Below are 23421 nucleotides of genomic sequence, written 5' to 3' on the forward strand. Positions count from 1 at the left end.
TTCCGCCTCACGCCATGTCCATGGCCGCGGGGCCGGCCGCCTCGGACGCCGAGCCGTCGATGAGCGCGATCCCGGCGTCTCCGAGGACGCGCATTTGATCCAGCGACGTATTGTCCAGGACGCGGGCGATGGCGTCGCGCGCCTCCATCATGACGAGCCGGACGGCGCAGTGCGTTTCGTCGATGCAGTCTTCGCATCTGCGGTAAAGGCGGCGGCTCGCGCACTGAATCGGCGCCAGCGGCCCGTCGAGCGTGCGGACGAGATTGCCAACGCTGATCTCGGCCGGCGCGCGCGCCAGCATATAGCCCCCGCCCTTTCCCTTCTTGGAATGGACAAAGCCGGCGTTGCGCAATTCGCTGAGAATGGCGTCGAGAAATTTCTTGGGGATCTGATTTGCCGCGGCGATGTCGGCCACGAGGGCGGTCTGCCCCTGCTCGACTCCAGCTAGATAGACCATCGCCTTGAGGCCGTATTTGGCTTTCTTCGTTAGCATTCGAAACTTTTACCACAGCTTCGCGCGAAGAGCGTCGCGCGACCTTAATCCGGCGCGTCCATCGAATTTCGTGACTAAATCACATATTTGAAATTTTTCATATGATCCACCCCTGCTTGACCGGCGCCCTTTTACTCTAGTATTTAAGTAGACCAATGGAGTATTTGACTGCCTCGGCGTTTTCGGCCAATTAAATGACGCGGCATGCCTGTGTTTTGGTTGGAATAACACGCTAATTGCGTGTATTAATGGAAAACTGCCCGAATGTCCGCCATCGCCGACGCGCTCCAAGCGTTCAACCCTCTATATTCGCTGTCGGGCTTCATCGTCGGCGCCCTGGTCGGCTTCACCGGCGTCGGCGGCGGCTCTCTTATGACCCCCATCCTGGTGCTGCTTTTCGGCGTCGCGCCCACGACGGCCGTCGGCACCGATCTGCTTTACGCCGCCATCACCAAGAGCAACGGCACGCTCGTCCACGCCCTCAACGGCACGGTCGACTGGCGCGTCACGCGCCGCCTCGCCTCCGGCTCCGTCCCTGCGTCGATCATCGCCCTGCTGACGCTCTCCTGGCTGGGCAAGACGGCGGGGCACGCAGCCAATGGGCTCATCACCTCGGCGCTTGGCTTCGCATTGCTGCTGACCGCCGCGTCGATCCTGTTTCGGCGCTGGATTCTCGATTACATCGCCCGGCGCCTCGACGATATGAGCGACCGGCATATCGGCCTGCTCACCGTGACGCTCGGCGCCTTTCTCGGCGTTCTCGTCTCGATTTCCTCGGTGGGCGCGGGCGCGGTGGGCATGACCGTCCTTCTCGCGCTTTATCCCCGCACGCCGACCGTGCGGCTCGTGGGCTCGGACATCGCGCACGCCGTGCCGCTGACGCTCATCGCCGGCTTCGGGCATTGGCTCATGGGCGGCGTGGATTGGGTCTTGCTATTCTCTCTCCTGATCGGCTCTCTGCCGGGCATCGCCATAGGGAGTCATCTCGCCGCCCGCGTTCCGGACCACTATTTGAGGCCGGCGCTCGCGACGATGATGGCGGCGGTGGGAGTCAAACTGTCGATATAGTGACAAGGGGAGGAGCAGAAATGTCAGACAAGAGCTTCACGCCGTCCACGAAGCCCGGCAGAGGCCGGATTTACGAGTCGATCACCCAGACCATCGGGGATACGCCGATCGTGCGGCTGGACCGGCTGGCGCAGGAGAAGGGCGTCAAGGCCAATCTGCTCGCCAAGCTCGAATTCTTCAATCCCATTGCGAGCGTCAAGGACCGCATCGGCGTCGCCATGATCGACGCGCTCGAAAAGAGCGGCAAGATCTCGCCGGGCCAGAGCGTGCTCATCGAGCCGACCTCCGGCAACACCGGCATCGCGCTGGCCTTCGTGGCCGCCGCGCGGGGCTACCGGCTCATCCTGGTCATGCCCGAATCCATGTCTATCGAGCGCCGCAAGATGCTGGCGCTGCTCGGCGCGGAGCTCGTGCTCACGCCCGCCTCCCAGGGCATGAAGGGCGCGCTCGCCAAGGCCTCGGAGCTCGCGGCGGAAACGCCCGGCGCGGTCATTCCCCAGCAGTTCGAGAACCCCGCCAATCCGGAAATCCACCGCATCACCACGGCCGAGGAAATCTGGAACGACACCGAGGGCAAGGTCGACTATTTCATCTCGGGCGTCGGCACGGGCGGCACGATCACCGGCGTCGGCCAGGTGCTGAAGAGCCGCAATCCGGCGCTGCGCGTCGTCGCCGTGGAGCCGGAAGACTCGGCCGTTCTCTCCGGCCGCCCGCCGGGACCGCATAAGATTCAGGGCATCGGCGCGGGATTCGTGCCGCCCATCCTCGATCGCGGCGTCATCGACGAAATCGTCACCATCGGCAATCAGACGGCTTTCGACACCGCCCGGCTTCTGGCGCGGATCGAAGGCATTCCCGTCGGCATCTCGTCGGGCGCGGCCGTCGCCGCGGCGCTCGAGATCGCCGGCCGTCCGGAGGCGGCGGGCAAGAACATCGTGCTGATCATCCCCTCCTTCGCCGAGCGCTATCTCTCGACGGCGCTGTTCGAGGGGCTGTGACCGAAAAGGGCCGGATCGGCTGAACGCCGCCCGGCCCTGCTCCTTTGTCCGCGAACCTATTTCTTGACGGCCGCCGAAAGTCCCTTCCCGCGCGCGTAATGACGCCCGTAGGCGCCGATGAGATAACCGACCGCGCAGATCACGAAATAGACGACGATCAGAAAGCCTCCGCGCTGATTGGCGGTGTGCGCTTTTTCGAGCAGGCCCGTAACGGAGCTTTCATCCAGGAATTTGTCGGCGACCACGCCGCAGACGACGGCGAGGACCGGCACCAGCCAGGACGGCAGACGCAGCCAGCCAAGCGCGGCCGCCGCGACGAAGGCCACGACGCCGAACACATGCGCGAACTGGATGAAGATCGACTGTGACACCAAACCGAGGAAGCGGATCAACTTGAGCATTTCTCACCCCTTTTTAGGTCTCGGGCGCATCCCGCAAAAGCTGGCGGACCCCCTCCCTGACCCTCCCCCTTTTCAGGGGGAGGGAAACGACGCCCTTACTCCCTCCCCCTGAAAGGGGGAGGGCTGGGGTGGGGGTCCGAACCTCGCAATTCAATGAAGCAAGCCGCTAGACCCGTTTGCGGGCGATCTTACACATTCGGCAAGTGCTGCGCGAGAGCCTCCAGGACCGCCATCCGGACAGCGACGCCCATCTCGACCTGCTCGCGGATCAGGGAGCGCGCGCTGTCGGCGACGGCCGAGTCGATCTCCACGCCCCTGTTCATCGGTCCCGGATGCATCACGAGCGCGTCCGGCGCGGCATGTTCGAGCTTCTCCTCGTCGAGGCCGAAGAAATGGAAATATTCGCGTGCGCTCGGCGCCAGCGCGCCGGCCATGCGCTCGCGCTGCAGGCGCAGCATCATGACGATGTCGGCGCCGGCGAGGCCGCGCTTCATATCGTGATGCACCTCGACGCCGAGCCGCGAGAGGCTGTCGGGCGCGAGCGTCGACGGGCCGACGACGCGCAGCCTCGCGCCCAGCGCCGAAAGCAGGATGATATTGGAGCGCGCGACGCGCGAATGCAGGATGTCGCCGCAAATGGCGACCGTCAGGCCCTCGATGCGCCCCTTGTTGCGGCGAATGGTCAGCGCGTCGAGCAGCGCCTGGGTCGGATGCTCATGCGCGCCGTCCCCCGCATTGACCACCGAGCAATCGACCTTGCGCGCGAGAAGATGCGCCGCCCCCGCCTGCGCGTGGCGCACGACGATGATGTCGGGCCGCATGGCGTTGAGCGTCACGGCCGTGTCGAGCAGCGTCTCGCCCTTGGATTCGGAAGAACGCGCGACCGACATGTTCATCACATCGGCTCCGAGGCGCTTGCCGGCGATCTCGAAGGAGGCCTGCGTCCGCGTCGAGGGCTCGTAGAAGAGATTGATCTGGGTGCGCCCGCGCAGATTGGAGCGCTTCTTCTCCACCTGGCGCGACACTTCGACCGCCTGCTCGGCCATGTCGAGCAGCGTTTCGATATGGGGGCGCTTCAGGCCCTCTATGCCGAGAAGGTGGCGGTACGGGAAAATCGCTTTGACGTCGGCCTGCATGGCGAACGTCTATAGCAGCTTTGCCGGCCGCCGCGACCCTTCGATTTCGGCCTCAGCCGGCGGCCGCGATCGGCGGCGCGTCGACCCGGGCGAGCTCCGGCGCCTTCGTCATCGGACAGACGCCGAACAGGCCGGCGATCTGGCTCGCCGGCCGGGGATGGCTGAACAGATAGCCCTGGACCTCCCGGCAGCCGAAATCATGCAGAAGCCGGAACTGGCTCTCGGTCTCGACGCCCTCGGCCGTGACCTGAAGCGAGAGGGAGCGGGCGAGCTCGATCGTCAGCTTCACGACCGAGCTGCACATGGGGTTCGTCTCGATATTCGCCACGAAAGAGCGATCGATCTTCAGCCGGTCGAGGGGCAGGCCGACAAGATTGGCGAGGGACGAATAGCCCGTGCCGAGATCGTCGAGCGACGTCTGCATGCCGAGGCGGCGCAGATTGGCGAGCATCTCGAACGCCTTCTCGCCGTCGAGGATCATCGCCGTCTCGGTCAGTTCGAGCTCAAGGCGGCGAGGGTCCAATCCGCTGGCCGCGACGGCGTCGAGCACCATCTGCTCGAAATTGGGCTTGCGAAGCTGAAGCGCCGAGACGTTAACGGCCACGCGCAGATGGGACGGCCAATGCGTCGCGGCGGTCATCGCCTCCTGCAAGGCCCAGGAGCCCACCCGGTCGATCTGGCCGGCGCGCTCGAAGAGCGGGACGATTTCTCCGGCGCTGAGCACGCCCCGCACGGGATGCCGCCAGCGCAGCAGCGCCTCGAAGCCCGTCGCCTGCTGCGTCTGCGTGTCGACGAAGGGCTGATAGACCATGAAGAGCTCGCGCAGCGCGAAAGCGCGGTCGAGCTCGGCGTCGAGCGTGTTGCGCTCCGCCACGAAGCCGAAACGGTCGCGAAAAAGCGTATAGCCGCAGCGCCCGGCCTGTTTCGTCGCATACATCGCGCTGTCGGCGTTGCGCATCAGGCTTTCCGGATCGACGCCGTCGCTCGGGGCGATGGCGACGCCGATGGAGACCGAGATGGGAACGGAGCGGCCGTCGACCTCGAAGGGCGCGCGGAAATTGGCGAGAATGCGATGGGCGATGCCGACCGTGTCCTCCACGCCGCCAATGTCGACGGCGATAAGCGCGAATTCGTCGCCGCCAAGGCGCGCGACGAGATCGTTCTCGCGCGTCGAGGCCTTGAGCCGGCGGGCGGCTTCGACGAGCACGGCGTCGCCGGTCTCGTGGCCCATGGAGTCGTTGACCCCCTTGAAGCCGTCGAGATCGAAACACATCACGGCGAAGCGCTCGTTGCGGCGCGCCAGGCGGGCGAATGAGCGCGTCAGCTCCTCCCGGAAGGCGACGCGGTTCGGCATGCGGGTAAGCGCGTCGCGCAGCGCGCCTTCCTGCGCCGCCGCCTCCGCCGCGCAACGCCGCGCCGCCGCGCCAGACCTCTTCAGCGCCCCGCTCACCACGACGAAAGTATAGGTGACGGCCGTCGCGGCGACGATGTCGAATACGGGATCGCGCTCGGGCAGCGTCGCGACGACGAAGCCCGCGCCAATGGGGATGACATGCGCCAGCACGGCGCTCGGGATCGAGCTGAGCGCGAAGCTGCCGCCGAACAGGGTCGCGAAGACGAAGCCCATGATCATGAATTGCTGCCGCGTCGAGGCTTCGGCGAAGAAGAAGACGGGCAGCGCCCCCCATAGCGAGCCGTGGAGAAGCGCGTTGGCGGTCGCGCGCCAGACCCCATGAGCGGAAGCCGATCGCGTATGCCGCGGCGGCGCGGTGATGCGCCGCGCATAGATGACGCCGGCGAGAAGGAAGATTAGCGTCGCCCAGATTTTCGCCTGATCCGCGAAGGACGTCTCCCATACGGAAATGCAAAAGGCGAGCGCGCTGAAGCAGGACACCAGCATGACGACCGGCGTGCAGCGCTCGAGATCGCCGAGCTGCTCCGCCCGAAACCTCGCCCCGACTTCCGGCGGGAGAGGAGCCTCGTCGAAAGCGAGGGGGTCGCCATCAAGAAAATGGCGCAAACGCGCCAGGCGGCCGCCCTTGGAATCGTCGCGGACGCTTCCCAGTCGAGAGAGCACTCCAGAAATAGCTGAAAAAATTTGCATGATCCGGTCGCATCCTTTTTCCTCACGCCCGCCGGAGCAAAGGAGGGAGGAATCTGATCGAGCCAGATTCCACGGTAGTCCTTGCTATTCCTTAAAGTTTGCGGAGCGAATCGCCGGGAGGCCAAAGAAATCGGCGCGCGCCAAATCGCGCTTTCGGCGCCTTGACTTATACTCTCAGCGAGCACATCTCCTTGATGGCTGGGGTTGCCGGCGCGGCGCGGCGTCATTAAACTTCATGCGAATAAGCGCTCCGGGCGGGGGTCCGCCGCGGGGTTTTTGTATGGACCACTTATACTCACTGTGAGCATAAGTGGATGGGAAGAGGGCATGCGAATGACGGCGGAGACGATTGAGCTTCTGAGCGAGCGTGCGCCTGCGCAGTCGCTCGGAGTTGGCGCGAAAGCGCGCTTTCCCGTGCTGCCGCGCCCAAATCTCGAATGGACGCCCGAGATCGAGACCGCGACCGCGCATCTCTATGAGCGCGTCTCGAAGGTGATTCCGCCGGTCGAGTGGCCGTTTCACGCGCCCTACGTAAAGGCGATCAATGACATCAAGAAGACGCGCAATGCGGTGATTCTGGCGCATAACTACCAGACGCCGGAAATCTATCACTGCGTCTCGGATTACATTGGCGACAGCCTCCAGCTCGCCAAGCTCGCCGCCAAGTCCGACGCCGACATCATCGTCCAAGGCGGCGTCTACTTCATGGCCGAGACGTCGAAGATTCTGAACCCGGAAAAGACCGTGCTGATCCCGGACGCCGAGGCCGGCTGCTCGCTCGCGGCGTCGATCACGGGCGCGGACATTCGCGCGCTGCGCAAGAAATATCCCGGCGTTCCGGTCGTCGCCTATGTGAATACTTCCGCCGAGGTGAAGGCGGAGGTCGATATATGCTGCACCTCCTCCAACGCCGTGAAGGTCGTGGAGAGCTTGGGCGCCGACCGCGTCATCATGATCCCCGACCGTTTCCTGGCGCAGAACGTCGCCGCGCAGACCAAGGTGAAGATCATCGCCTGGGAAGGCGCCTGCGAGGTGCACGAGCTTTTCACGGCCGACGAGATCGAGGGCTTCAAGGCCGACCATCCGGGCCTGAAGGTCATCGCCCATCCGGAATGCCCGCGCGAGGTCGTCGAGGCCTCGGACTTCTCCGGCTCGACCGCGGCGATGATCGACTATGTGCGCACGAAGAAGCCGGCGCGCGTGCTGCTCGTGACCGAATGCTCGATGGCCGACAATATCGCCGCAGAGACGACGGGCACGGAATTTGTGCGCCCCTGCAATTTCTGCCCGCATATGAAGCGCATCACGCTGCCGAAGATCCTCGACAGCCTGCTGCATATTCGCGAGGAGGTGATCGTCGACCCGGCCGTCGCCGCCCGGGCGCGGCGAAGCGTGCAGCGGATGATCGATCTGGGGTGAGGCCCCTTCCAAGCCCTCCCCCGGGAGACAGGGAGGGGGAAGCCCCTTCTGGAGTTCCAATGCCCTCTCTCGACGCCACTCTCGCCGCCATCGACGCCGCCAACGCCGAAGACCCGCGCAAGGTCGACGGCCAGGCCTTCGAGACCGTTTACGCGGAGCGCATGAGCGCGCGCCTCGCGGCCATCTACCCGGACGCCTCGGATCTCCTGAAAATCGCCGCCCGCGCCCAGCATTTGCGGCGATGGGAAATATCGCGCGGCGACTATCCCGAAGGCCGCAAGGGCTACAATGACTGGCGGCGCGCCTGCCGGGTTCATCACGCCGATCTCGCGGGCCGGATCATGCGCGCCAACGGCTATGACGAGGCGGCGATCGCCCATGCCGGCGCGCTCATCCGCAAGGAGCAGCTCAAGAAGGACCCCGAGTCGCAGGCGCTCGAAAACGTCGCCGCCGTCGTTTTCCTGGAGCATTATTTCGACGGCTTCCTCGAAAAATACGCGGGCTATGACGACGGGAAGATCGTCGACATTCTGGGCAAGACGCTGTGCAAGATGTCGCCCAGGGGCCACGCCGCCGCGCTCGCCCTGCCCCTGCCCGCTCGCGCCCGTGCGCTCGTCGCCGCCGCCGTGGAAAAAGAAGCCGCGGCGCTCGAGCGGCTCGCCGCCGTCTCGCTCGACTGACGCATGCCGGAAAAGCTCCCTCCCATCGTGATCGTCGGCGGCGGACTGGCGGGCGTGTTCTGCGCGCTCAAGCTCGCCCCCCATCCCGTCGCCATTCTCGCGCCGACGCCGGTCGGCTCGAGCGGCTCCTCCTATTGGGCGCAGGGCGGCATCGCCGCCGCGGTCGAGGAAGGCGACACGCCGGAACGGCACGCCGAAGACACGGTGGCCGCCGGCGCCGGCATCGTCGATCGCGACATCGCGCTCGGCATGGCCGGCGAGGCCCGCGCCCGCGTCGAGGATCTCGCCGCCTGGGGCGCGCCTTTCGACCGCAAGAGCGGCGGCAATTTCGCGCCCTCGCGGGAGGCCGCGCATTCGCGCCGGCGCGTCGTTCGCGTCATGGGCGACACGGCCGGCCGCGCCATCATGGAGACGCTCGAAAAACGGGTGAAGGAGACGCCCTCCATCACCGTGGTCGAGGGCTATTCGGCGCAGCAGATCCTGACGCTCGACCGCCGCGTCGTCGGCGTGCGCGCCCGCCACGCCTCCGGCCGCATCTGCGACATTCCCTGCGCGGCGCTGGCGCTCGCCACGGGGGGCGTCGGCCATCTCTATCGCGTCACCACAAATCCCATCGAGGCGCGCGGCGTCGGAGTCGCCATGGCGGCCCGGGCCGGCGCGGTCGTCGCCGACGCCGAATTCGTGCAGTTCCATCCGACCGCCATCGACATCAACGCCGACCCCGCGCCGCTCGCCACCGAGGCGCTGCGCGGCGAGGGCGCGATCATCGTGGACCGGACCGGCAGGCGCTTTCTGCTCGACGGAAATCCCGACGGAGAGCTGGGCTCGCGCGACATCGTCGCGCGCGGCGTTTTCGCCAGCATCAGAGCGGGCCGCGGCGCCTTTCTCGACGCGCGCGCCGCCCTCGGCGCGGAATTCCCGCGCCGCTTCCCGACCGTTTACGCAAGCTGCAAGGCCGCCGGCTTCGACCCGGCGACGGAGCCCATCCCCATCGCGCCGGCGGCGCATTACCATATGGGCGGCGTCTGGACGGATGCGCGGGGGCGCACGAGCCTCGCTGGACTCTGGGCGGTCGGCGAAGTCGCCTCCACCGGCGTCCATGGCGCGAACCGCCTCGCCTCCAACTCGCTGCTGGAGGCGGTCGTCTTCGGCGCGCGCGTCGCCGCCGACATCGCCGCGGCGCCTCTTCCGGATGTCGATTTACGTATCGCGTCAGAGCGGACGGAGCCTCCCGCGCATGACCGGGATTTCGCCGTCGTCGAGGAGCTGCGCGATCTGATGTCCGCCAATGTCGGCGTCATTCGCGACGCCGCCGGATTGACCGGCGCGCTGAAGGCCATTCGCCGCCTCTCCGCGCGCACGAGCGACATCGAGGTCTCCAACATGCTCGCCACCGCGCTGATGATCGCGGCTTCGGCGCTGGCGCGGCGCGAAAGCAGGGGCGCGCATTTCCGCTCGGATTTTCCGAAAGAAAGCCCCGCCCTCGCGCGGCGCTCGCAGATGACGCTCGCGGACGCCTTACGTATCGCGGATGAGGCGGGAACATGATGGACTCAATCGGATCTTTCACCGTCATTGCGAGCGAAGCGAAGCAATCCAGGGCCGCTACGGCCGCCCCTGGATTGCTTCGCTTCGCTCGCAATGACGGGCGTTGGATCGGCTCCGAGAACGCAAGGGCGCGGGCATGACCTTCGATCTGTCGCCCCTTCTCGTCGAAGGCGCCGTCCGCGCGGCTCTCGCCGAAGACCTTGGCCGCGCCGGCGACGTCACGACCCAGGCCACCATCCCCGCCGGCGCCTCGGCCCGCGCCGTCATCGCCGCGCGCGAGGCGGGCGTCGTCGCCGGCCTTCCCCTCGCCCGCGCGGCCTTCCTGCAAATGGAGCCGCGCATCGGCTTCGAAGCCTGGCTCGAGGACGGCGCCAGGGTCGCGCCCGGCGAAATCGTCGCCCGCATCGAAGGCCCCGCCCGCGCCATTCTGTCGGCCGAGCGCGTGGCGCTGAATTATATGGGCCATCTTTCGGGGATCGCCTCGCTCGCGGCGGCCTATGCGGGGCGTATCGCGCATACCAAGGCGAGGGTCTGCGACACGCGCAAGACGACGCCGCTCCTGCGCGCCTTCGAGAAATACGCCGTGCGCTGCGGCGGCGGCGCCAATCACCGCTTCGGCCTCGACGACGCCGTGCTCATCAAGGACAACCACATCGCCGTCGCCGGCGGCGTCGGCCCGGCGCTGCGCGCCGCCAAGGCCTTTGTCGCCCATCTCACCAAGATCGAGATCGAAGTCGATACGCTCGATCAGTTGCGGGAGGTTCTCGCCGAGGGCGCGGACGCCGTGCTGCTCGACAATATGCGCCCTGACGAACTCCGCAGGGCCGTCGAGACAGTCGCCGGCCGCATGATCTGCGAGGCCTCGGGCGGCGTCACGCTCGACACGGTCGCGGCGATCGCCGAAACGGGGGTCGACCTCATCTCCGTCGGCGCGCTGACCCACTCCGCGCGCACGCTCGATCTGGGCCTCGACATCGAGATCGCCTGAGCAAGCGGGCCTCAACCGTCATTGCGAGCGGAGCGAAGCAATCCGGAGCTACGTCGCGGCCCTGGATTGCTTCGTCGCTCCGCTCCTCGCAATGACGGCGGAAAAGCCGCCTTAACCGTCATTGCGAGCCGCAGGCGAAGCAATCCAGAGCCACATCACGCGCCCGGATTGCGTTCTCGCCGCGCGCCTGGCAATCGGCTTAATGAAGCTCTTCGTAGAGATCGCGCCAAGTCGGATTCATCGTCTCGATCAATGCGAGCTTTTTCGCGCGAGACCCAGCCTTGATCTGTTTCTCTCAAGCGATCGCCTCGGGCATGGTCTCGTAATACTCGTACCAGACGAGCAGACGGCAGCCATATCGCCTGGCGAACCCATCAATGAGCCCTTCGCGATGCTCCCAACCCCGTCGCGGCAGGTTGGACGTCACGCCCGTATAAAGCGTCCCATTGCGCTTGCTGGCGACGATGTAAACAGCCGAATTTCTCATCGGCTCCAGCTTAACCGTCATTGCGAGCAGAGCGAAGCAATCCAGAGCTGTGTCGACGGCCCTGGATTGCTTCGTCGCTCACGCTCCTCGCAATGACGGCGCTTCATCGTTGCGAGCCAAGGCGAAGCAACCCGGAATTGCGCCGCAATAATCGCGAAACTCGCATCAACCGTCATTGCGAGCGGAACGAAGCAATCCAGAGCCACATCGCGGCTCTGGATTGCTTCGTCGCTGCGCTCCTCGAAATGACGGCGGAAGTTGCTTCGACGGCGGAGGTTGCTTTAAAGCAAGCCCGCCGCCGCTTGCGTCCCGAGTGATTCGGCAACGCGCAAGCCTCCATAAACGCCGCCTTCGCCGCATTGTGGATATGACTCGCAACCCCGCGCGCAACGAGTCAAGTCTGGCGCCCGTTCCGCCTTCATGCGACAGTCGCGACCAATCCGGTCGGCTTCCGTGTCGCGTTTGAAAGTCCCGGGCGTTTCATTCGCAATAACGAGACCCGATGCCTCCAATCGAACAATTGGCGGGCCGGCGCGCCTTTCAGGTCGCGCAGGCCGAAACGCCCGCCTATCGCACGCCCCCGCACAATATCGAGGCCGAACAGGCGCTGCTCGGCGCCATTCTCGTCAATAACGACGCCTTCGACCGCGTCTCGGACTTTCTCAAGCCCGAGCATTTCTCCGAGGATCTGCACCGCCGCATCTTCGAGACGGCCGGCCAGCTCATCCGCGCCGGCAAGCTTGCGACCGTCGTCACGCTCAAGACCTTCCTCGCCGACATCGAGCTGCCCGCGGGCGTAACGATCCAGGCCTATCTGGCGCGCCTGGCCGCGGAGGCGACGACCATCATCAACGCCGAGGATTACGGCCATATCGTCCATGATCTCGCGGTGCGGCGCGATCTCATCATTATCGGCGAGGACATCGTCAACACGGCCTTTGATTCGCCCATCGACGCCCCGCCCCGCGCGCAGATCGAGGAGGCGGAGCGCAAGCTTTACGCCATCGCCGAGACGGGCCGCTACGAAGGCGGCTTCCAGAAATTCTCCGACGCGCTCACCATCGCCATCGACATGGCGTCGAGCGCCTATATGCGCGACGGCCATCTCTCCGGCGTGTCGACCGGGCTCGTCGACCTCGACGACAAGATGGGCGGCCTGCAAAAATCCGACCTCATCATCGTGGCGGGCCGCCCCGGCATGGGCAAGACGGCGCTCGCGACCAATATCGCCTTCAACATCGCCAAGGCCTATCAATATGAGGTCGAGCCCAACGGCGCGCACAAGACGATCAATGGCGGCATTGTCGGCTTCTTCTCGCTCGAAATGTCGGCCGAGCAACTGGCGACGCGCGTCATCGCCGAACAATCCGGGGTGCCGAGCTACAAGATCCGCCGCGGCGATCTCGGGCAGGACGATTTCGAGCGCATCGTGCAGGCCTCGCGCGAAATGCAAAGCATCCCCTTCTATATCGATCAGAGCGGCGGCATCTCCATCGCGCAGCTCGTGGCGCGCGCGCGTCGCCTGAAGCGTCAGAAGGGGCTCGACCTGCTCGTCGTCGATTATCTGCAATTGCTGTCGGGCTCCAAATCGCGCGGCGACAATCGCGTGCAGGAGCTCACCGAGATCACCACCGGCCTGAAGGCGCTGGCCAAGGAGTTGAACGTTCCCGTCATCGCGCTCTCGCAGCTCTCGCGTCAGGTCGAGGCGCGCGACGACAAGCGCCCGCAGCTCTCCGACCTGCGCGAATCCGGCTCGATCGAGCAGGACGCCGACGTCGTGATCTTCGTCTATCGCGAGGAGTATTACCTGAAGTTCCGTGAGCCGCGCGAAGGCACGGAGGAACATCTCAAATGGATGGCCGATATGGAGAACGCCCATGGCAGGGCCGAGGTGATCATTGGCAAGCAGCGTCACGGGCCGACGGGCACGGTGGCGCTCGCCTTCGAAGCCGAGGTGACGCGCTTCTCCAACCTCGCGGATGAGGACAAGCTGCCGGCGCCGAGGTGAACGCCTTAAAGGCTCGCGCGTCTCGAAGGACGAGGCCGCCTCGGGACTTTTATCCGAAGCTCAGCCTCGCCGCTTCGCGGCGAGGCCTCTCGCGTATAACGCAGCGTCAATCCCGCGCCGCCACCGTCCAGGCCTGTTTCGAACGGTCGAAACGGAAGCCCGGCGCCGTGCGGAGCTGATCCTTGTTCGCGTTCATCGTCAGCCACCACCTGCTTTCGCGCTGGGTCGGCTGGACGGCGTCGAAGGCCACGGCGACGTCCTTCTCGCCCATGCCGAGGAAGCCCCCGACGGAGACGATCACCGCCTGCACCCTGCCCTCGCGGTCGAGCAGCATGTCCTTGATCTCGCCGATCTTGTTGTCCTGCGGATCATAGACGTTCTGGTCGTACCAATTGGAGACGGCGGTCGCGTGCTGCGGCAGCGTCGTCATCATCTGCGCTGTCGAGCCGGTTCTCCCGGTCATCGCGCCGGTCCCGCGCTCCGAGCCCATTCCGCGTTCCGTTCCCATCGTCCCACGTTCCGACCCCGTTCCCGTGCCGGGCGAGCCGCCAGTCGCCTGCGCATAGACGGCGCCTGCCCCTGCCGTGGCCAGCGCAGCCGCGAACATCATCGCTTTCAACATGTCTGTTACTCCGTCGTCGCAAGCGCGCTTCCCGGGCGCGCGGGACGCGCCCGGCGGAGAAGTCCGCGCTTTTCGAGGCTCGAATGCACGTGAACCAGACTTGCTTCACGCGCCTTTAAAACAGACGGGCTCGGACGTTGTTCCTAGCTTGGCCGGCAATGGAAAAATGTGAGGAAACAGGAAAACGGCCTTTCGTCTCGAGCTCGCGCTTCGCGATGGGCCGCTTATGGCGAAGAGCCGCGAGCGAACCTTCAGGCGCGCCGGCGAGCGCGTTCGCCGCGGAAAGCTTCAAGGATGACGAAAAACAAAGGCGCCCGTGGGCGCCGATGAAAAATCTCTATGCGGCGGCGCCGGCAAGGATGTCAGCCGACGATCTCGTTGCCCGAGAAGAACTGCGCGATCTCGACCGCGGCGGTCTCGGCGGCGTCGGAGCCATGCACCGAGTTCTCGCCGACGGACAGCGCATGCTCCTTGCGGATCGTCCCCGGCGCGGCGTTGGCCGGGTTGGTGGCGCCCATGACCTCGCGATAGCGGGCGATGGCGTTCTCGCCCTCGAGCACCTGCACGACGACCGGCTCGGAGATCATGAAATCGACGAGTTCGCCGAAAAAGGGGCGCTCCTTATGCACGGCGTAGAAGGTTTCGGCCTGCTCGCGGGTCAGGCGGATGCGCTTCTGCGCGACGATGCGCAAGCCCGCGCCTTCGATGAGCGCGTTGACGGCGCCGGTGAGGTTGCGCCTGGTCGCGTCGGGCTTGATGATGGAAAAGGTGCGTTCGATCGCCATGAGAGCGCATCGCCTCGTGAGTTGGAGTGCTGAAAGGGTAAGCGCCGCGCTTATACCGGCGGCGCCGCGCGGCGGCAAGACCGCCTGGAGCGCGCTCTATTCCTTGGAGTCGATCACGTGATCTAAGCGGCCGCCGACAGCCGCGAGAGAATGCCTTCGGCGAAGCCCGCCGCCCAGGAGGCCGGCTCGCGTTCTCCCGCGCGCGCGCGGACAGCAAGAATCTCGACGCCGACGGCCCGGCCCGCGGCGTCGAAATCGACCAGGACGCCTTCCTCTATTTCCTCAGTCGTCGCAACTGCATCCGAACGGAACGCCACATATGCGGCGTCCGCCTCGATGTCGACTTCGACGGCTTTCGAATGGGGTATCATCTTCTCACTTCGGACGCTTGTCCCGGGCGTTGCGATCCATGAGCGCCGTCACCACGAGGATTTCCTCCGCATTGATAACACGAGCGACGACGCGGATCATCCGGGTTCGCGTTTCGTCGGAAAAAGCGAAAAAGCGCGTCAGTGACGCATCCGCCGGATCGGACTCGGTCCAGAGAGGCTCTTCGATCGCGCGGATGACGGTCTCTCGCTCCAGATTACGGCTTTTGATACGCTCCAGTGCATGACGCGTGAAACCGATCCGCTGCGCCCTCAACGATACGCCTCGGCGATCGCCATGAAATCCGCCGCCGTGAGACTCGCGCCGCCGACAAGCGCGCCGTCGACATTCGGCACGCTCATCAGTTCGCGAGCGTTAGCGGGCTTCACCGAGCCGCCATAAAGGATGCGCGCCGTCGCGCTCTTGCCGCCGCCCAGCCGCGCCTCGATCCGCTCGCGCGCGAAAGCATGCATCTCGGCGACGTCGCCCGGCGTGGGCGTGAGCCCCGAGCCGATAGCCCAGACCGGCTCATAGGCGACGACGATCGTCCCCGGCGCGTCGGCCGGAAGCGAGCCCTCGATCTGCGCGCCGACGACGGCGAGCGCCCTGCCCGCTTCGCGCTCGACGCGCGTTTCGCCGACGCAGACGATCGGCGTGAGCCCCGCGCGCAGCGCCGCCCCCGCCTTGGCGGCGACGATGGCGTCCGTCTCGCCGTGGTCGGCGCGGCGCTCGCTATGGCCGACAATCACGTAGGACGCGCCGGCGTCCTTGAGCATTTCAGCGGAAATATCGCCCGTATGGGCTCCGCTCGGAGCGACATGGCAGTCCTGCGCGCCGAGACCGAGCCCGCCTTGCGTGGCGGCTTCCAGCGCCAGTCCGATCAGCGTCGCTGGCGGACAAACAATCAATTCGGCTTTCGCCTTCAGCGCGGCGTCATAGGCCGTCCCCATCGTGGCGACTTCCGCCAGCGAGGCGATGAGCCCGTTCATTTTCCAGTTTCCGGCGACGAGCGGGCGGCGGGTCATGCATGGAATCCTTCGATCTGAAAGAGGTTACCTAACAGAAGCTAACGGACTCGCAATGCGGCGGGCGCGCGCAGCCCGCCTCGCCGCGCTCTCGCAATAACGCTCGTGGTAGATGCCGCGGCCGAGGGCGGCTCGGATATCGAGCGGCGGCGCGCTTTCGCCGCCGCCTTCCGTTGCCTCAAGAACCGCATCGACCGGGCCGGCGATCATCGCCATGCCCGCGGTTCCGATCCTCATCCAGGTCTATTTCGGCGTCGCGCTTGCTTATGCGCTCAACCACGTCTCGGGAGAGCGGATTGCGTCGCCGGCCCCTCGGCCAGCGACTTCTTCGAGCTCGCCGTCGCGGCGTCGATCAGCCTCCTCGGCGTCCTGATCGACGCGGCCATCATGCTTAGCGTCCGCGCGGTCGTGAACAGGCGCAAGGGCTGGCGCGAGCGCGGCGCGGCGGGCGAGACCCAAGCCGCGCCCGCCTGCCCTCACTCGCTGCAGAGGCGGTAGCCGAGGCTCGCGAGCTGAGCGCCGGACATTTTCAGCAGCGGCCCCGGCGCCACGCCCCGCGAGTTGCGGACATGGTTGAGGAAGATGCGGCGCAGCGGCGGCTTGTAGGCCGAGGCGAAGACCGCCGTCATCTGCCGGTCGACGACGCCGCCGGTCGGCCCGCCGACCCAGGGCGCGTGGAAGCCGAAGACGGCCCCGGGCGAGACGCAGGAACGCCGCGCGGCGAGAAAAAGCGTGCAGGAAGAATCGCATTCCACCGGCCCGATGCGCACCTCCTCGCCCCGAGCCTGGGCGCGGGCGAGACGTGCGACATAAGGCTCGACGCGACCGCCATAGTCGTGATCGACGACGTCGAAAGCATTGGCGGGGGCGGAAAAGAGTACAAGCGTCATCATTCCTGCAAGACCGTAAGATCGCAGCATGGCGGTTCCTTTTAGGGGCGCTTGAGCGTTGCGTTTAATCGCCGCATTTTTCGAGCTCCGCGGGCCAAGCGCGCGCCCCGGAACCGTCGCTCGGGCCAATGGAGCCCGGCAGCTTCAGCGTCTCGATTGTTACGCGAGCCTCGCCACAACGGCAAGTAGGCCATTGATTTTGAACGAGGTTTTGTTGAAAAAATCTGCAGGCGCCGTCTTGAAATGTGCAGACCGTGCACATCCTTGGGCGCGAATGCGGCAAGGGTATGGCGCGGCGCGCCGACCAAGCTCGAACTTTGGTTTAAAACAAGGCTCTCCCCGAGATTCGGGAAGAGCCGATCGCTGTAGCGCGGCCGAACCGCTAACCCCGTTTGCGCTTCTTTTCGAGATCCAGCGTCAGCGATCGGCCGACGATATGCTCGCTGCGGCCGATGACATGGGCGCTGGCGCCCACGATCAGCGGATCGGGGCCGCGCACGACGCCATGGTCCTTGTTCGGATATTCGAGACTCGACAGGAAGTGCTGCATGCAATTCAGGCGCGCGCGCTTCTTGTCGTCCGACTTGATGACGACCCAGGGCGCGTCAGCCGTGTCGGTGAAGAAGAACATCGCCTCCTTCGCCTCGGTGTAGTCGTCCCATTTATCCATGGAGGCGCGGTCAATCGGCGAGAGCTTCCACTGTTTCAGCGGATCGGTCTCGCGCGCCTTGAAGCGGCGCATCTGTTCCTCGCGCGTCACCGAGAACCAGTATTTGTAGAGACGGACGCCGGAGCTCACGAACATGCGCTCGAGCTCCGGGCACTGGCGCATGAAGTCGAGATATTCGTTGGGCGTGCAGAAATTCATCACGCGCTCGACGCCGGCGCGGTTGTACCAGGAGCGATCGAAGAAGACGATCTCGCCGCCCGCCGGCAGATGCTCGACATAGCGCTGAAAATACCACTGCGTGCGCTCGCGCTCGGAGGGCTTCTCCAGGGCGACGACGCGCGCGCCGCGCGGATTGAGATGCTCCATATAGCGCTTGATCGTGCCGCCCTTGCCGGCCGCGTCGCGCCCCTCAAAGATCATGACGATGCGCTGGCCGGTCTCCTTGACCCAGTTCTGCGCCTTCAGGAGCTCGACCTGCAGGGACTGCATATGGTCGAGATAGACCCTGTTGGAAAGCCGGGTCTTGTACGGGAATTCGCCCGTCTCGAAAGCATGGCGGATGGCGTCCGAATCGGCGCGCAGGCGGCGGACGTCCTCCCGGCGGGGTTCGGGCGCCGGCTCGCCGGCGGACGCCCGCGCTTCGGCCGCGACGGCGCCCGCGCCCATCTTCTCCAGCGCCTCGACCGCCTCGGCGCTGATCTCGTTCTTCGTTTCTTCCATTCGAATTCCTTCAAGCAATCGACCGGAACCCGGTCCGTCCCGGAAACGACCAAGCTGCGCGCCGGAGACCAAGCCTGCAATGCCGCAAATCGACGCGCCGAGGATGCGGGGGCGGCGGCGCAAAAGCCGGGCGTGCGGGAATCCCTCGCCTTTCGGGAGCGATGGGGCGCGCGCCTGATTGCCACGGCGAGCGCCCCTCCCTATAGTCCGCCGCCAAAACGGGGCGCGGCGCCCCTAAAAACACCAAGAGGGAACCGGAAATCATGCTCGAGGGCCTGCGCGTCGCTTCGCAGAACTGGATCGGCCGCACCATCATGGCGGTTGTGATGGGCGTCATCGTGGTCAGTTTCGCGATCTGGGGCGTCGGCGACGTCTTTCGCGGCTTCACCTCCCAGCGCCTCGCCAAGGTCGGCGCGGGCGAAGTCACGGTGGAGCAGTTCCGCAACGCCTTCCAGAACGATCTGCGCCGCATCCAGCAGCGCCTGCGCCGCGCGGTCACGGCCGAGGAGGCGCACAAGGCCGGCATGGACCTCCAGGTCCTCGAGCGCCTGATCACCGACGTCGCCCTCGACCAGAAAGCCCGGCAGCTCGGCCTGGCCGCGAGCGACGAGGCGACCCAGCGCATAATCGCCGGCGAGAAGGCCTTCCAGACCGCGGGCAAGTTCGACGCCGAGAAATTCAAGGCCATCGCCCGCGACGCCGGCTTCACCGAGCGCAGCTTCCTCGCCGACCAGAAGACCGCCTATCTGCGCAAGACCCTCACCGACCTCGTCATCGACGGCGTCGAGCCGCCCAAGCTGATGATCGAGGCGATCCACCGCTTCCGCAACGAGGCGCGCTCGGTCGACTATTTCGTGCTGCCGGTCGCGGCCGCCGGCGCGGCCGCGACGCCTTCCGACGAGGAGCTCAAGAAATATTTCGAGGATCGCGAGCAGACCTTCCGCGCCAAGGAATATCGCAAGCTCACCGTTCTCGAAGTCAGCCCCGCAACCGTCGCCAGGCCCGCCGACGTGTCCGACGCCGACGCCCGCAAGCTCTACGAGGAAGTGAAGGCCAAGCGCTTCGGGACGCCCGAGAAGCGCGAGGTGCGCCAGCTCGTCTTCAAGACCGAGAAGGAATCCCAGGACGCCATCGCGAAGCTGAAGGGCGGCGCGGACGTCGACGCGCTCGCCGCCGAGCTGAAGCGCAATCCGAAGGATGTGGACCTCGGCTTCGTCGAGCAGCGCGATTTCGGCGACGCCAAGGTCGGCGCTTCCGTCTTCGCCCTGCCCCAGCCCGGCGTCGCGGAGCCCGTGACCACGGCTTTCGGCACGGTCGTCTCGGTCGTCAAGAAAATCACGCCCGCCATCACCACCAAGACCTATGAGCAGGTGGCCGATCAGCTCAAGGCCGAGGTCGCCCAGCAAAGGGCCGCCCCGGAAGTGCGCCGCCTGCACGAGGCGGTCGAGGATCAGCGCGCCTCCGGCAAGCCGCTGGCCGAAGCGGCCGCCGCCGCGGGCCTCAAGCCCCGCGTGATCGAGGCCGTGGACGATTCCGGCGCCGGCAAGGACGGCAAGGCCGTCGACGTTCCGGCGGGCGCGGATCTGCTGAAGGCCGCCTTCGCCTCCGATATCGGCGTCGACAATGAGACGGTCGCGACGCGCGACGGCGGCTATGTCTGGTTCGAGGTCAACGGCGTCGAACCCGCCCGCCAGAAGACCTTCGAGGAGGTGAAGGACGCCGTGGCCGAGGCCATGCGCGCCGAGAGCGCCCAGAAGGCGCTCAATGCGAAGGCCGACGAGATCGTGGCGAAGATCAAGGGCGGCCAGCCGATCGACGAAGCCGCCAAGGCGCTCGGCCTCGAGGCGAAGCGCGCCACCGAGGTGAAGCGCGCCCAGCGCCCGGACTTCGCGACCAATACGATCGTGCAGTTCTTCGAGGTCGCGCCCGGCGGCTCGGGCTCGGTCGCGGCCGATGGCGGCCGGCTGATCTTCTTCGTGAAGGACGCCCAGACCCCGCCGTTCGATCCGACCTCGATCGAATCGCGAACGATCGCCGAGCAGTTGAAGCCCGCCCTGCAGAACGATCTGCTCGAGCAATATGTCGGCGGCCTGGAAAAGGCGCTCAGTGTCGACATCAACGAGAAGGCGCTGCGCCTCGCGACGGGAGTGGAAAAGGAACAGTGACCGGCGCCGTGTTCGAGCCTGATTTCGGGGCCTTCGGCGCCGATTACGACGCCGGCCGCCCGACGCTCGTGGTGACTCGCCTCGTCGGCGATCTGGAGACGCCCGTCTCGGCCTATCTCAAGCTGTCGCGCAAACGCGACGGCGCGGCCTTTCTGCTGGAATCGGTGGAAGGCGGCGCCGCGCGCGGGCGCTATTCGATGATCGGCCTCGATCCGGACGTAATCTTCCGCGCCGTCGGCGACCGGGCCGAGATCAATCGCGACGCGCTGACGAACAAAAGCGCCTTCGCGCCCTGCGAGGCCGCCCCGCTCGTCGCGCTGCGCCAGCTCATCGCCGAATCCGCCGTGCCCTCGGCGGCCACGCAGCTCCCGCCCATGGCGGCGGGCGTCTTCGGCTATCTCGGCTACGACATGGTGCGCCAGATGGAGCGTCTGGCGCCCCCCAAGGAAGACAGGATCGGCGTTCCCGACGCGCTGCTGCTGCGCCCGACCGTCATGGTCGTGTTCGACACGGTGAAGGACGAAATCGCCATCGTGACGCCGGCGCGCCCGCGCGCGGGCCTCTCCGCCAAGGCCGCCTACGAAGCCGCGCTCGCGCGTCTCGACAGGATCGTCGCGACGCTGGAGGCGCCGCTCGACCATCGCGACGCGGGTTGCGATCCGCAATTCCTCGCGGAAGAGCCCGTCTCCAACACGCCGAAGCCGCGCTTCCTCGAAATGGTGGAGCGCGCCAAGGAATATATCCGCGCGGGCGACATTTTTCAGGTCGTGCTGTCGCAGCGCTTCACGGCGCCCTTCGCCCTGCCCGCCTTCGCGCTCTACCGCGCGCTGCGCCGCGTGAATCCGGCGCCTTTCCTGTGCTTCCTCGATTTCGGGGGATTCCAGATCGTCTGTTCCAGCCCCGAAATTCTCGTTCGCGCCGCCGAAGGCAAGGTCACGATCCGCCCCATCGCCGGCACACGCTGGCGCGGGGCCGACAAGGCGGCCGACGCGCGCCTCGCCGCCGAGCTTCTCGCCGACGAGAAGGAGCGCGCCGAACATCTCATGCTGCTCGATCTCGGGCGCAACGACGTCGGCCGCGTCTCGAAGACCGGCACGGTGCGCGTCACCGACAGCTTCACGATCGAGCGCTACAGCCACGTCATGCACATCGTCTCCAATGTCGAGGGCGAACTGGATGACGCGCATTTCGACTGCATCGACGCGCTCGCCGCGGGCTTTCCGGCGGGCACGGTTTCGGGCGCGCCCAAGGTGCGCGCCATGGAGATCATCGACGAGCTAGAGACCGACAAGCGCGGCATTTACGGCGGCTGCATCGGCTATTTCGGCTCGGGCGGGCAGATGGACACCTGCATCGTGCTGCGCACGGCGATCGTGAAGGACGGAAAGATGCATGTGCAGGCGGGCGCCGGCGTCGTCTATGACAGCGAGCCCGAATATGAGAACCGCGAATGCGTGAACAAGGCCAAGGCGCTGTTCCGCGCCGCGGAGGAAGCGGTGCGCTTCGCGACGAGAAAGAGGGGCGAATAGCGAGTGGCGAATGACGAATAGGAATTCTATTCGCCCTTCGCCATTCGCCCTTCGCGAAAACGCCCATGGCCGATCCCACGATTTACGACGACGGCGACGATCCTTACCGGCCGATCCGCGTCGGCGATCCCGGCCCGGCGGGCGATGCGGCGAAATGGGGCATGCTGCTCTCGCGCTTCATGCGCATCGTCGCGCTGTTCTGGCTGCTGCAAGGCATGATGCATTGGCGCATCGTGCTCACCGCGCCGCAATCGATCTTCGACACCCTGCCGCAGAACGCCGCCTTCGCGATCGTCTTCTTCGCGGTGCTGGATCTCGTGGCGGGCGTGGGCTTGTGGCTCGCCACGCCCTGGGGCGGCGTATTGTGGCTGCTGATCGCCAGCGCGCAGATCTTCCTCACGCTCAGCATGCCGGGATTCTTCATCGGCGGCTATTGGCTCATCGGCGTCAACGCCGTCCTGATCCTGATGTATTTCGCGCTGACTTTCGAAGCCGGCCGCGACGTGGACGCGCAGCGCCTGCGCGAACGCCGCCGGCGCAAGGCGGAAGCGCGCAGCCGCGCCGCCGCCCAGAAAGAAGGTTAGCTTTCTGGGCAAAGAATTGCTCAGGCCGTCGTCGCGCGGAGGCGCCGCCGGCGCCAATACAGCGCTGCAATAGCCGCTCCCGGATTGCTTCGTCGGCTGCGCCTCCTCGCAATGACGGAGGCGCCGACGGATCAATCGAAGCGGCGTCAGGCGTTCGCGAAGCGCTCCAGCAGCGCATCGCGCGCCGCCGTGATCCGGCGGTAATCCTCGTTGCTGCCGCCCGCGTCGGGATGCGCGCTCTTGGCGAGCCGCCGGAAGGCGGCGTTGATCTCTGACGGCTCGAGCGCGCCATCGATCGGCAGCTCCAGCGCCTCGCGGTGCGCGAGATCATCCTCGCCGGCGTCCAGCCGAGACAGAAAGGCCCGGCGCGTTTCCCGCCCCTCGATGCGCAGCCTGACCTGATCTTCGCGCCATCTGCGGCGCGACATGACGAGACACGCGCCGAAGGCGACCCGCCCCTGCGTCTCCAGCTCGTCGAGGCTGAACGGGCCGACGACGTCATAGGGCGCCGCGAGACAGGCGCGTCTTCCGTCTTCCCCGCGCTCGATCCGGCCGATCGCCGCCGTAACGAGGATTCCCAGCGAGCCGTTCCAGACGACCCATTCCTCTTCATCCGTCATGCGGCGGACCCTCATGCACGGGCCGGCGCCTCCGTCTTTTGTCCGAAAGCCTACGCGAGAACCGAGCCGCGCCGCGTCCATGCATGTTCGAAGCCAAAGCCGCCGATAAGGG

General features: G+C 66.1%; 24 protein-coding genes and 2 pseudogenes. 12 read left to right on the forward strand and 14 right to left on the reverse strand.

The annotated features are described in order from the left end of the window. Positions 1–7: 7 nt before the first annotated feature. Positions 8–493 (reverse strand): RrF2 family transcriptional regulator, encoded by a 486-nt coding sequence (locus ACV7JP_RS16950; protein WP_457796826.1) that lies wholly within the window; start codon positions 491–493, stop codon positions 8–10. Positions 494–757: 264 nt separating this feature from the next. Here ACV7JP_RS16950 and ACV7JP_RS16955 point away from each other — a divergent pair, with 264 nt between their 5' ends. Both ACV7JP_RS16955 and cysK read left to right on the forward strand, forming a co-directional pair. After that, positions 758–1561, forward strand: a complete 804-nt coding sequence (locus tag ACV7JP_RS16955) for a sulfite exporter TauE/SafE family protein (RefSeq protein ID WP_457796827.1) — start codon at positions 758–760, stop codon at positions 1559–1561. Positions 1562–1581: 20 nt separating this feature from the next. Beyond that, positions 1582–2559 (forward strand): cysteine synthase A, encoded by a 978-nt coding sequence (gene cysK / locus ACV7JP_RS16960; protein ID WP_457796828.1) that lies wholly within the window; start codon positions 1582–1584, stop codon positions 2557–2559. Between the two features lie 56 nt (positions 2560–2615). Here cysK and ACV7JP_RS16965 read toward each other — a convergent pair whose 3' ends face one another. The 3 genes from ACV7JP_RS16965 to ACV7JP_RS16975 form a co-directional block, all read right to left on the reverse strand. After that, a complete protein-coding gene (locus tag ACV7JP_RS16965) occupies positions 2616–2960 on the reverse strand; it encodes a hypothetical protein (RefSeq protein ID WP_457796829.1) in 345 nt (114 codons plus the stop codon). A gap of 188 nt (positions 2961–3148) precedes the next feature. Further along, on the reverse strand, positions 3149–4096 hold the full coding sequence (locus ACV7JP_RS16970) for an aspartate carbamoyltransferase catalytic subunit (protein ID WP_457796830.1): 948 nt from the start codon (positions 4094–4096) through the stop codon (positions 3149–3151). A gap of 52 nt (positions 4097–4148) precedes the next feature. Beyond that, complete coding sequence (locus tag ACV7JP_RS16975) at positions 4149–6116, reverse strand: putative bifunctional diguanylate cyclase/phosphodiesterase (protein ID WP_457796831.1); 1968 nt, start codon at positions 6114–6116, stop codon at positions 4149–4151. Between the two features lie 417 nt (positions 6117–6533). On the opposite strand from ACV7JP_RS16975, the gene nadA reads away from it, so the two are divergent. From nadA to nadC, 4 genes are all read left to right on the forward strand, one after another. After that, positions 6534–7619, forward strand: coding sequence for a quinolinate synthase NadA (gene nadA, locus ACV7JP_RS16980; RefSeq protein ID WP_457796832.1), 1086 nt, complete (start codon positions 6534–6536; stop codon positions 7617–7619). A 59-nt stretch (positions 7620–7678) separates the two neighbouring features. Next, positions 7679–8299, forward strand: coding sequence for a DUF4202 domain-containing protein (locus ACV7JP_RS16985; RefSeq protein ID WP_457796833.1), 621 nt, complete (start codon positions 7679–7681; stop codon positions 8297–8299). 3 nt (positions 8300–8302) lie between these two features. Beyond that, entirely contained in the window at positions 8303–9847 is a 1545-nt protein-coding gene (locus ACV7JP_RS16990; RefSeq protein ID WP_457796834.1) for an L-aspartate oxidase, read from the forward strand. 136 nt (positions 9848–9983) lie between these two features. Beyond that, positions 9984–10835, forward strand: coding sequence for a carboxylating nicotinate-nucleotide diphosphorylase (gene nadC, locus ACV7JP_RS16995; RefSeq protein WP_457796835.1), 852 nt, complete (start codon positions 9984–9986; stop codon positions 10833–10835). Between the two features lie 199 nt (positions 10836–11034). On the opposite strand, the pseudogene ACV7JP_RS17000 reads toward nadC, so the two are convergent. Beyond that, positions 11035–11322, reverse strand: a pseudogene (locus tag ACV7JP_RS17000) (GIY-YIG nuclease family protein). 92 nt (positions 11323–11414) lie between these two features. Between ACV7JP_RS17000 and ACV7JP_RS17005 the strand changes: the two are divergent. Together ACV7JP_RS17005 and ACV7JP_RS17010 are read left to right on the forward strand one after the other, a co-directional pair. Continuing rightward, complete coding sequence (locus ACV7JP_RS17005) at positions 11415–11639, forward strand: hypothetical protein (protein ID WP_457796836.1); 225 nt, start codon at positions 11415–11417, stop codon at positions 11637–11639. Positions 11640–11824: 185 nt separating this feature from the next. Then, complete coding sequence (locus ACV7JP_RS17010) at positions 11825–13330, forward strand: replicative DNA helicase (RefSeq protein WP_457796837.1); 1506 nt, start codon at positions 11825–11827, stop codon at positions 13328–13330. A 106-nt stretch (positions 13331–13436) separates the two neighbouring features. Here ACV7JP_RS17010 and ACV7JP_RS17015 read toward each other — a convergent pair whose 3' ends face one another. The 6 genes from ACV7JP_RS17015 to ACV7JP_RS17040 form a co-directional block, all read right to left on the reverse strand. Further along, positions 13437–13952: a PRC-barrel domain-containing protein gene (locus ACV7JP_RS17015; RefSeq protein ID WP_457796838.1), complete on the reverse strand. Its 516-nt coding sequence runs from the start codon at positions 13950–13952 to the stop codon at positions 13437–13439. A gap of 362 nt (positions 13953–14314) precedes the next feature. Continuing rightward, entirely contained in the window at positions 14315–14737 is a 423-nt protein-coding gene (gene ndk, locus ACV7JP_RS17020; protein ID WP_457796839.1) for a nucleoside-diphosphate kinase, read from the reverse strand. A 122-nt stretch (positions 14738–14859) separates the two neighbouring features. Continuing rightward, complete coding sequence (locus ACV7JP_RS17025; protein WP_457796840.1) at positions 14860–15108, reverse strand: DUF2283 domain-containing protein; 249 nt, start codon at positions 15106–15108, stop codon at positions 14860–14862. A 4-nt stretch (positions 15109–15112) separates the two neighbouring features. Continuing rightward, on the reverse strand, positions 15113–15382 hold the full coding sequence (locus tag ACV7JP_RS17030) for a DUF4258 domain-containing protein (RefSeq protein ID WP_457796841.1): 270 nt from the start codon (positions 15380–15382) through the stop codon (positions 15113–15115). Further along, positions 15379–16131 carry a triose-phosphate isomerase gene (gene tpiA / locus ACV7JP_RS17035; RefSeq protein WP_457796842.1) on the reverse strand — a complete coding sequence of 251 codons (753 nt, stop codon included), beginning with the start codon at positions 16129–16131 and terminating at the stop codon, positions 15379–15381. Before tpiA ends, ACV7JP_RS17030 begins: the two co-directional genes overlap by 4 nt. A 27-nt stretch (positions 16132–16158) precedes the next feature. Continuing rightward, positions 16159–16347, reverse strand: coding sequence for a hypothetical protein (locus tag ACV7JP_RS17040; protein WP_457799132.1), 189 nt, complete (start codon positions 16345–16347; stop codon positions 16159–16161). Between ACV7JP_RS17040 and ACV7JP_RS17045 the strand changes: the two are divergent. Further along, positions 16331–16629: pseudogene (locus ACV7JP_RS17045) on the forward strand (arsenical-resistance protein); the annotation flags it as partial. The gene ACV7JP_RS17040 and the pseudogene ACV7JP_RS17045 overlap by 17 nt on opposite strands. Here ACV7JP_RS17045 and ACV7JP_RS17050 read toward each other — a convergent pair. Then, entirely contained in the window at positions 16608–17051 is a 444-nt protein-coding gene (locus tag ACV7JP_RS17050) for a hypothetical protein (protein WP_457796843.1), read from the reverse strand. The pseudogene ACV7JP_RS17045 and the gene ACV7JP_RS17050 overlap by 22 nt on opposite strands. A 352-nt stretch (positions 17052–17403) precedes the next feature. Continuing rightward, positions 17404–18411 carry a polyphosphate kinase 2 gene (gene ppk2, locus ACV7JP_RS17055; RefSeq protein ID WP_457796844.1) on the reverse strand — a complete coding sequence of 336 codons (1008 nt, stop codon included), beginning with the start codon at positions 18409–18411 and terminating at the stop codon, positions 17404–17406. 263 nt (positions 18412–18674) lie between these two features. On the opposite strand from ppk2, the gene ACV7JP_RS17060 reads away from it, so the two are divergent. The 3 genes from ACV7JP_RS17060 (at position 18675) to ACV7JP_RS17070 (ending at position 22689) form a co-directional block, all read left to right on the forward strand. After that, entirely contained in the window at positions 18675–20576 is a 1902-nt protein-coding gene (locus tag ACV7JP_RS17060) for a SurA N-terminal domain-containing protein (protein ID WP_457796845.1), read from the forward strand. Continuing rightward, positions 20573–22105: an anthranilate synthase component I gene (gene trpE, locus ACV7JP_RS17065; RefSeq protein WP_457796846.1), complete on the forward strand. Its 1533-nt coding sequence runs from the start codon at positions 20573–20575 to the stop codon at positions 22103–22105. Before ACV7JP_RS17060 ends, trpE begins: the two co-directional genes overlap by 4 nt. A gap of 65 nt (positions 22106–22170) precedes the next feature. Further along, positions 22171–22689: a DUF6163 family protein gene (locus ACV7JP_RS17070; protein ID WP_457796847.1), complete on the forward strand. Its 519-nt coding sequence runs from the start codon at positions 22171–22173 to the stop codon at positions 22687–22689. A gap of 146 nt (positions 22690–22835) precedes the next feature. Here the strand turns inward: ACV7JP_RS17070 and ACV7JP_RS17075 are convergent, their stop codons facing one another. After that, a complete protein-coding gene (locus tag ACV7JP_RS17075) occupies positions 22836–23309 on the reverse strand; it encodes a J domain-containing protein (protein WP_457796848.1) in 474 nt (157 codons plus the stop codon). Positions 23310–23421: the final 112 nt, after the last annotated feature.

Source organism: Methylocystis sp. S23, from assembly GCF_054106005.1.

Coding starts and splice junctions, on each gene's coding strand:
- ndk (WP_457796839.1), bottom strand. CDS start 14,737: ATGGCGATCGAACGCACCTTTTCCATCATCAAGCCCGACGCGACCAGG.
- nadA (WP_457796832.1), top strand. CDS start 6,534: ATGACGGCGGAGACGATTGAGCTTCTGAGCGAGCGTGCGCCTGCGCAG.
- nadC (WP_457796835.1), top strand. CDS start 9,984: ATGACCTTCGATCTGTCGCCCCTTCTCGTCGAAGGCGCCGTCCGCGCG.
- ACV7JP_RS17015 (WP_457796838.1), bottom strand. CDS start 13,952: ATGTTGAAAGCGATGATGTTCGCGGCTGCGCTGGCCACGGCAGGGGCA.
- ACV7JP_RS17070 (WP_457796847.1), top strand. CDS start 22,171: ATGGCCGATCCCACGATTTACGACGACGGCGACGATCCTTACCGGCCG.
- ACV7JP_RS16950 (WP_457796826.1), bottom strand. CDS start 493: ATGCTAACGAAGAAAGCCAAATACGGCCTCAAGGCGATGGTCTATCTA.
- cysK (WP_457796828.1), top strand. CDS start 1,582: ATGTCAGACAAGAGCTTCACGCCGTCCACGAAGCCCGGCAGAGGCCGG.
- tpiA (WP_457796842.1), bottom strand. CDS start 16,131: ATGACCCGCCGCCCGCTCGTCGCCGGAAACTGGAAAATGAACGGGCTC.
- ACV7JP_RS16965 (WP_457796829.1), bottom strand. CDS start 2,960: ATGCTCAAGTTGATCCGCTTCCTCGGTTTGGTGTCACAGTCGATCTTC.
- ACV7JP_RS16985 (WP_457796833.1), top strand. CDS start 7,679: ATGCCCTCTCTCGACGCCACTCTCGCCGCCATCGACGCCGCCAACGCC.
- ACV7JP_RS16955 (WP_457796827.1), top strand. CDS start 758: ATGTCCGCCATCGCCGACGCGCTCCAAGCGTTCAACCCTCTATATTCG.
- ACV7JP_RS16990 (WP_457796834.1), top strand. CDS start 8,303: ATGCCGGAAAAGCTCCCTCCCATCGTGATCGTCGGCGGCGGACTGGCG.
- ACV7JP_RS17060 (WP_457796845.1), top strand. CDS start 18,675: ATGCTCGAGGGCCTGCGCGTCGCTTCGCAGAACTGGATCGGCCGCACC.
- ACV7JP_RS16970 (WP_457796830.1), bottom strand. CDS start 4,096: ATGCAGGCCGACGTCAAAGCGATTTTCCCGTACCGCCACCTTCTCGGC.
- ppk2 (WP_457796844.1), bottom strand. CDS start 18,411: ATGGAAGAAACGAAGAACGAGATCAGCGCCGAGGCGGTCGAGGCGCTG.
- ACV7JP_RS17050 (WP_457796843.1), bottom strand. CDS start 17,051: ATGCTGCGATCTTACGGTCTTGCAGGAATGATGACGCTTGTACTCTTT.
- ACV7JP_RS17075 (WP_457796848.1), bottom strand. CDS start 23,309: ATGACGGATGAAGAGGAATGGGTCGTCTGGAACGGCTCGCTGGGAATC.
- ACV7JP_RS17010 (WP_457796837.1), top strand. CDS start 11,825: ATGCCTCCAATCGAACAATTGGCGGGCCGGCGCGCCTTTCAGGTCGCG.
- ACV7JP_RS17025 (WP_457796840.1), bottom strand. CDS start 15,108: ATGATACCCCATTCGAAAGCCGTCGAAGTCGACATCGAGGCGGACGCC.
- ACV7JP_RS17005 (WP_457796836.1), top strand. CDS start 11,415: ATGACGGCGCTTCATCGTTGCGAGCCAAGGCGAAGCAACCCGGAATTG.
- ACV7JP_RS17040 (WP_457799132.1), bottom strand. CDS start 16,347: ATGGCGATGATCGCCGGCCCGGTCGATGCGGTTCTTGAGGCAACGGAA.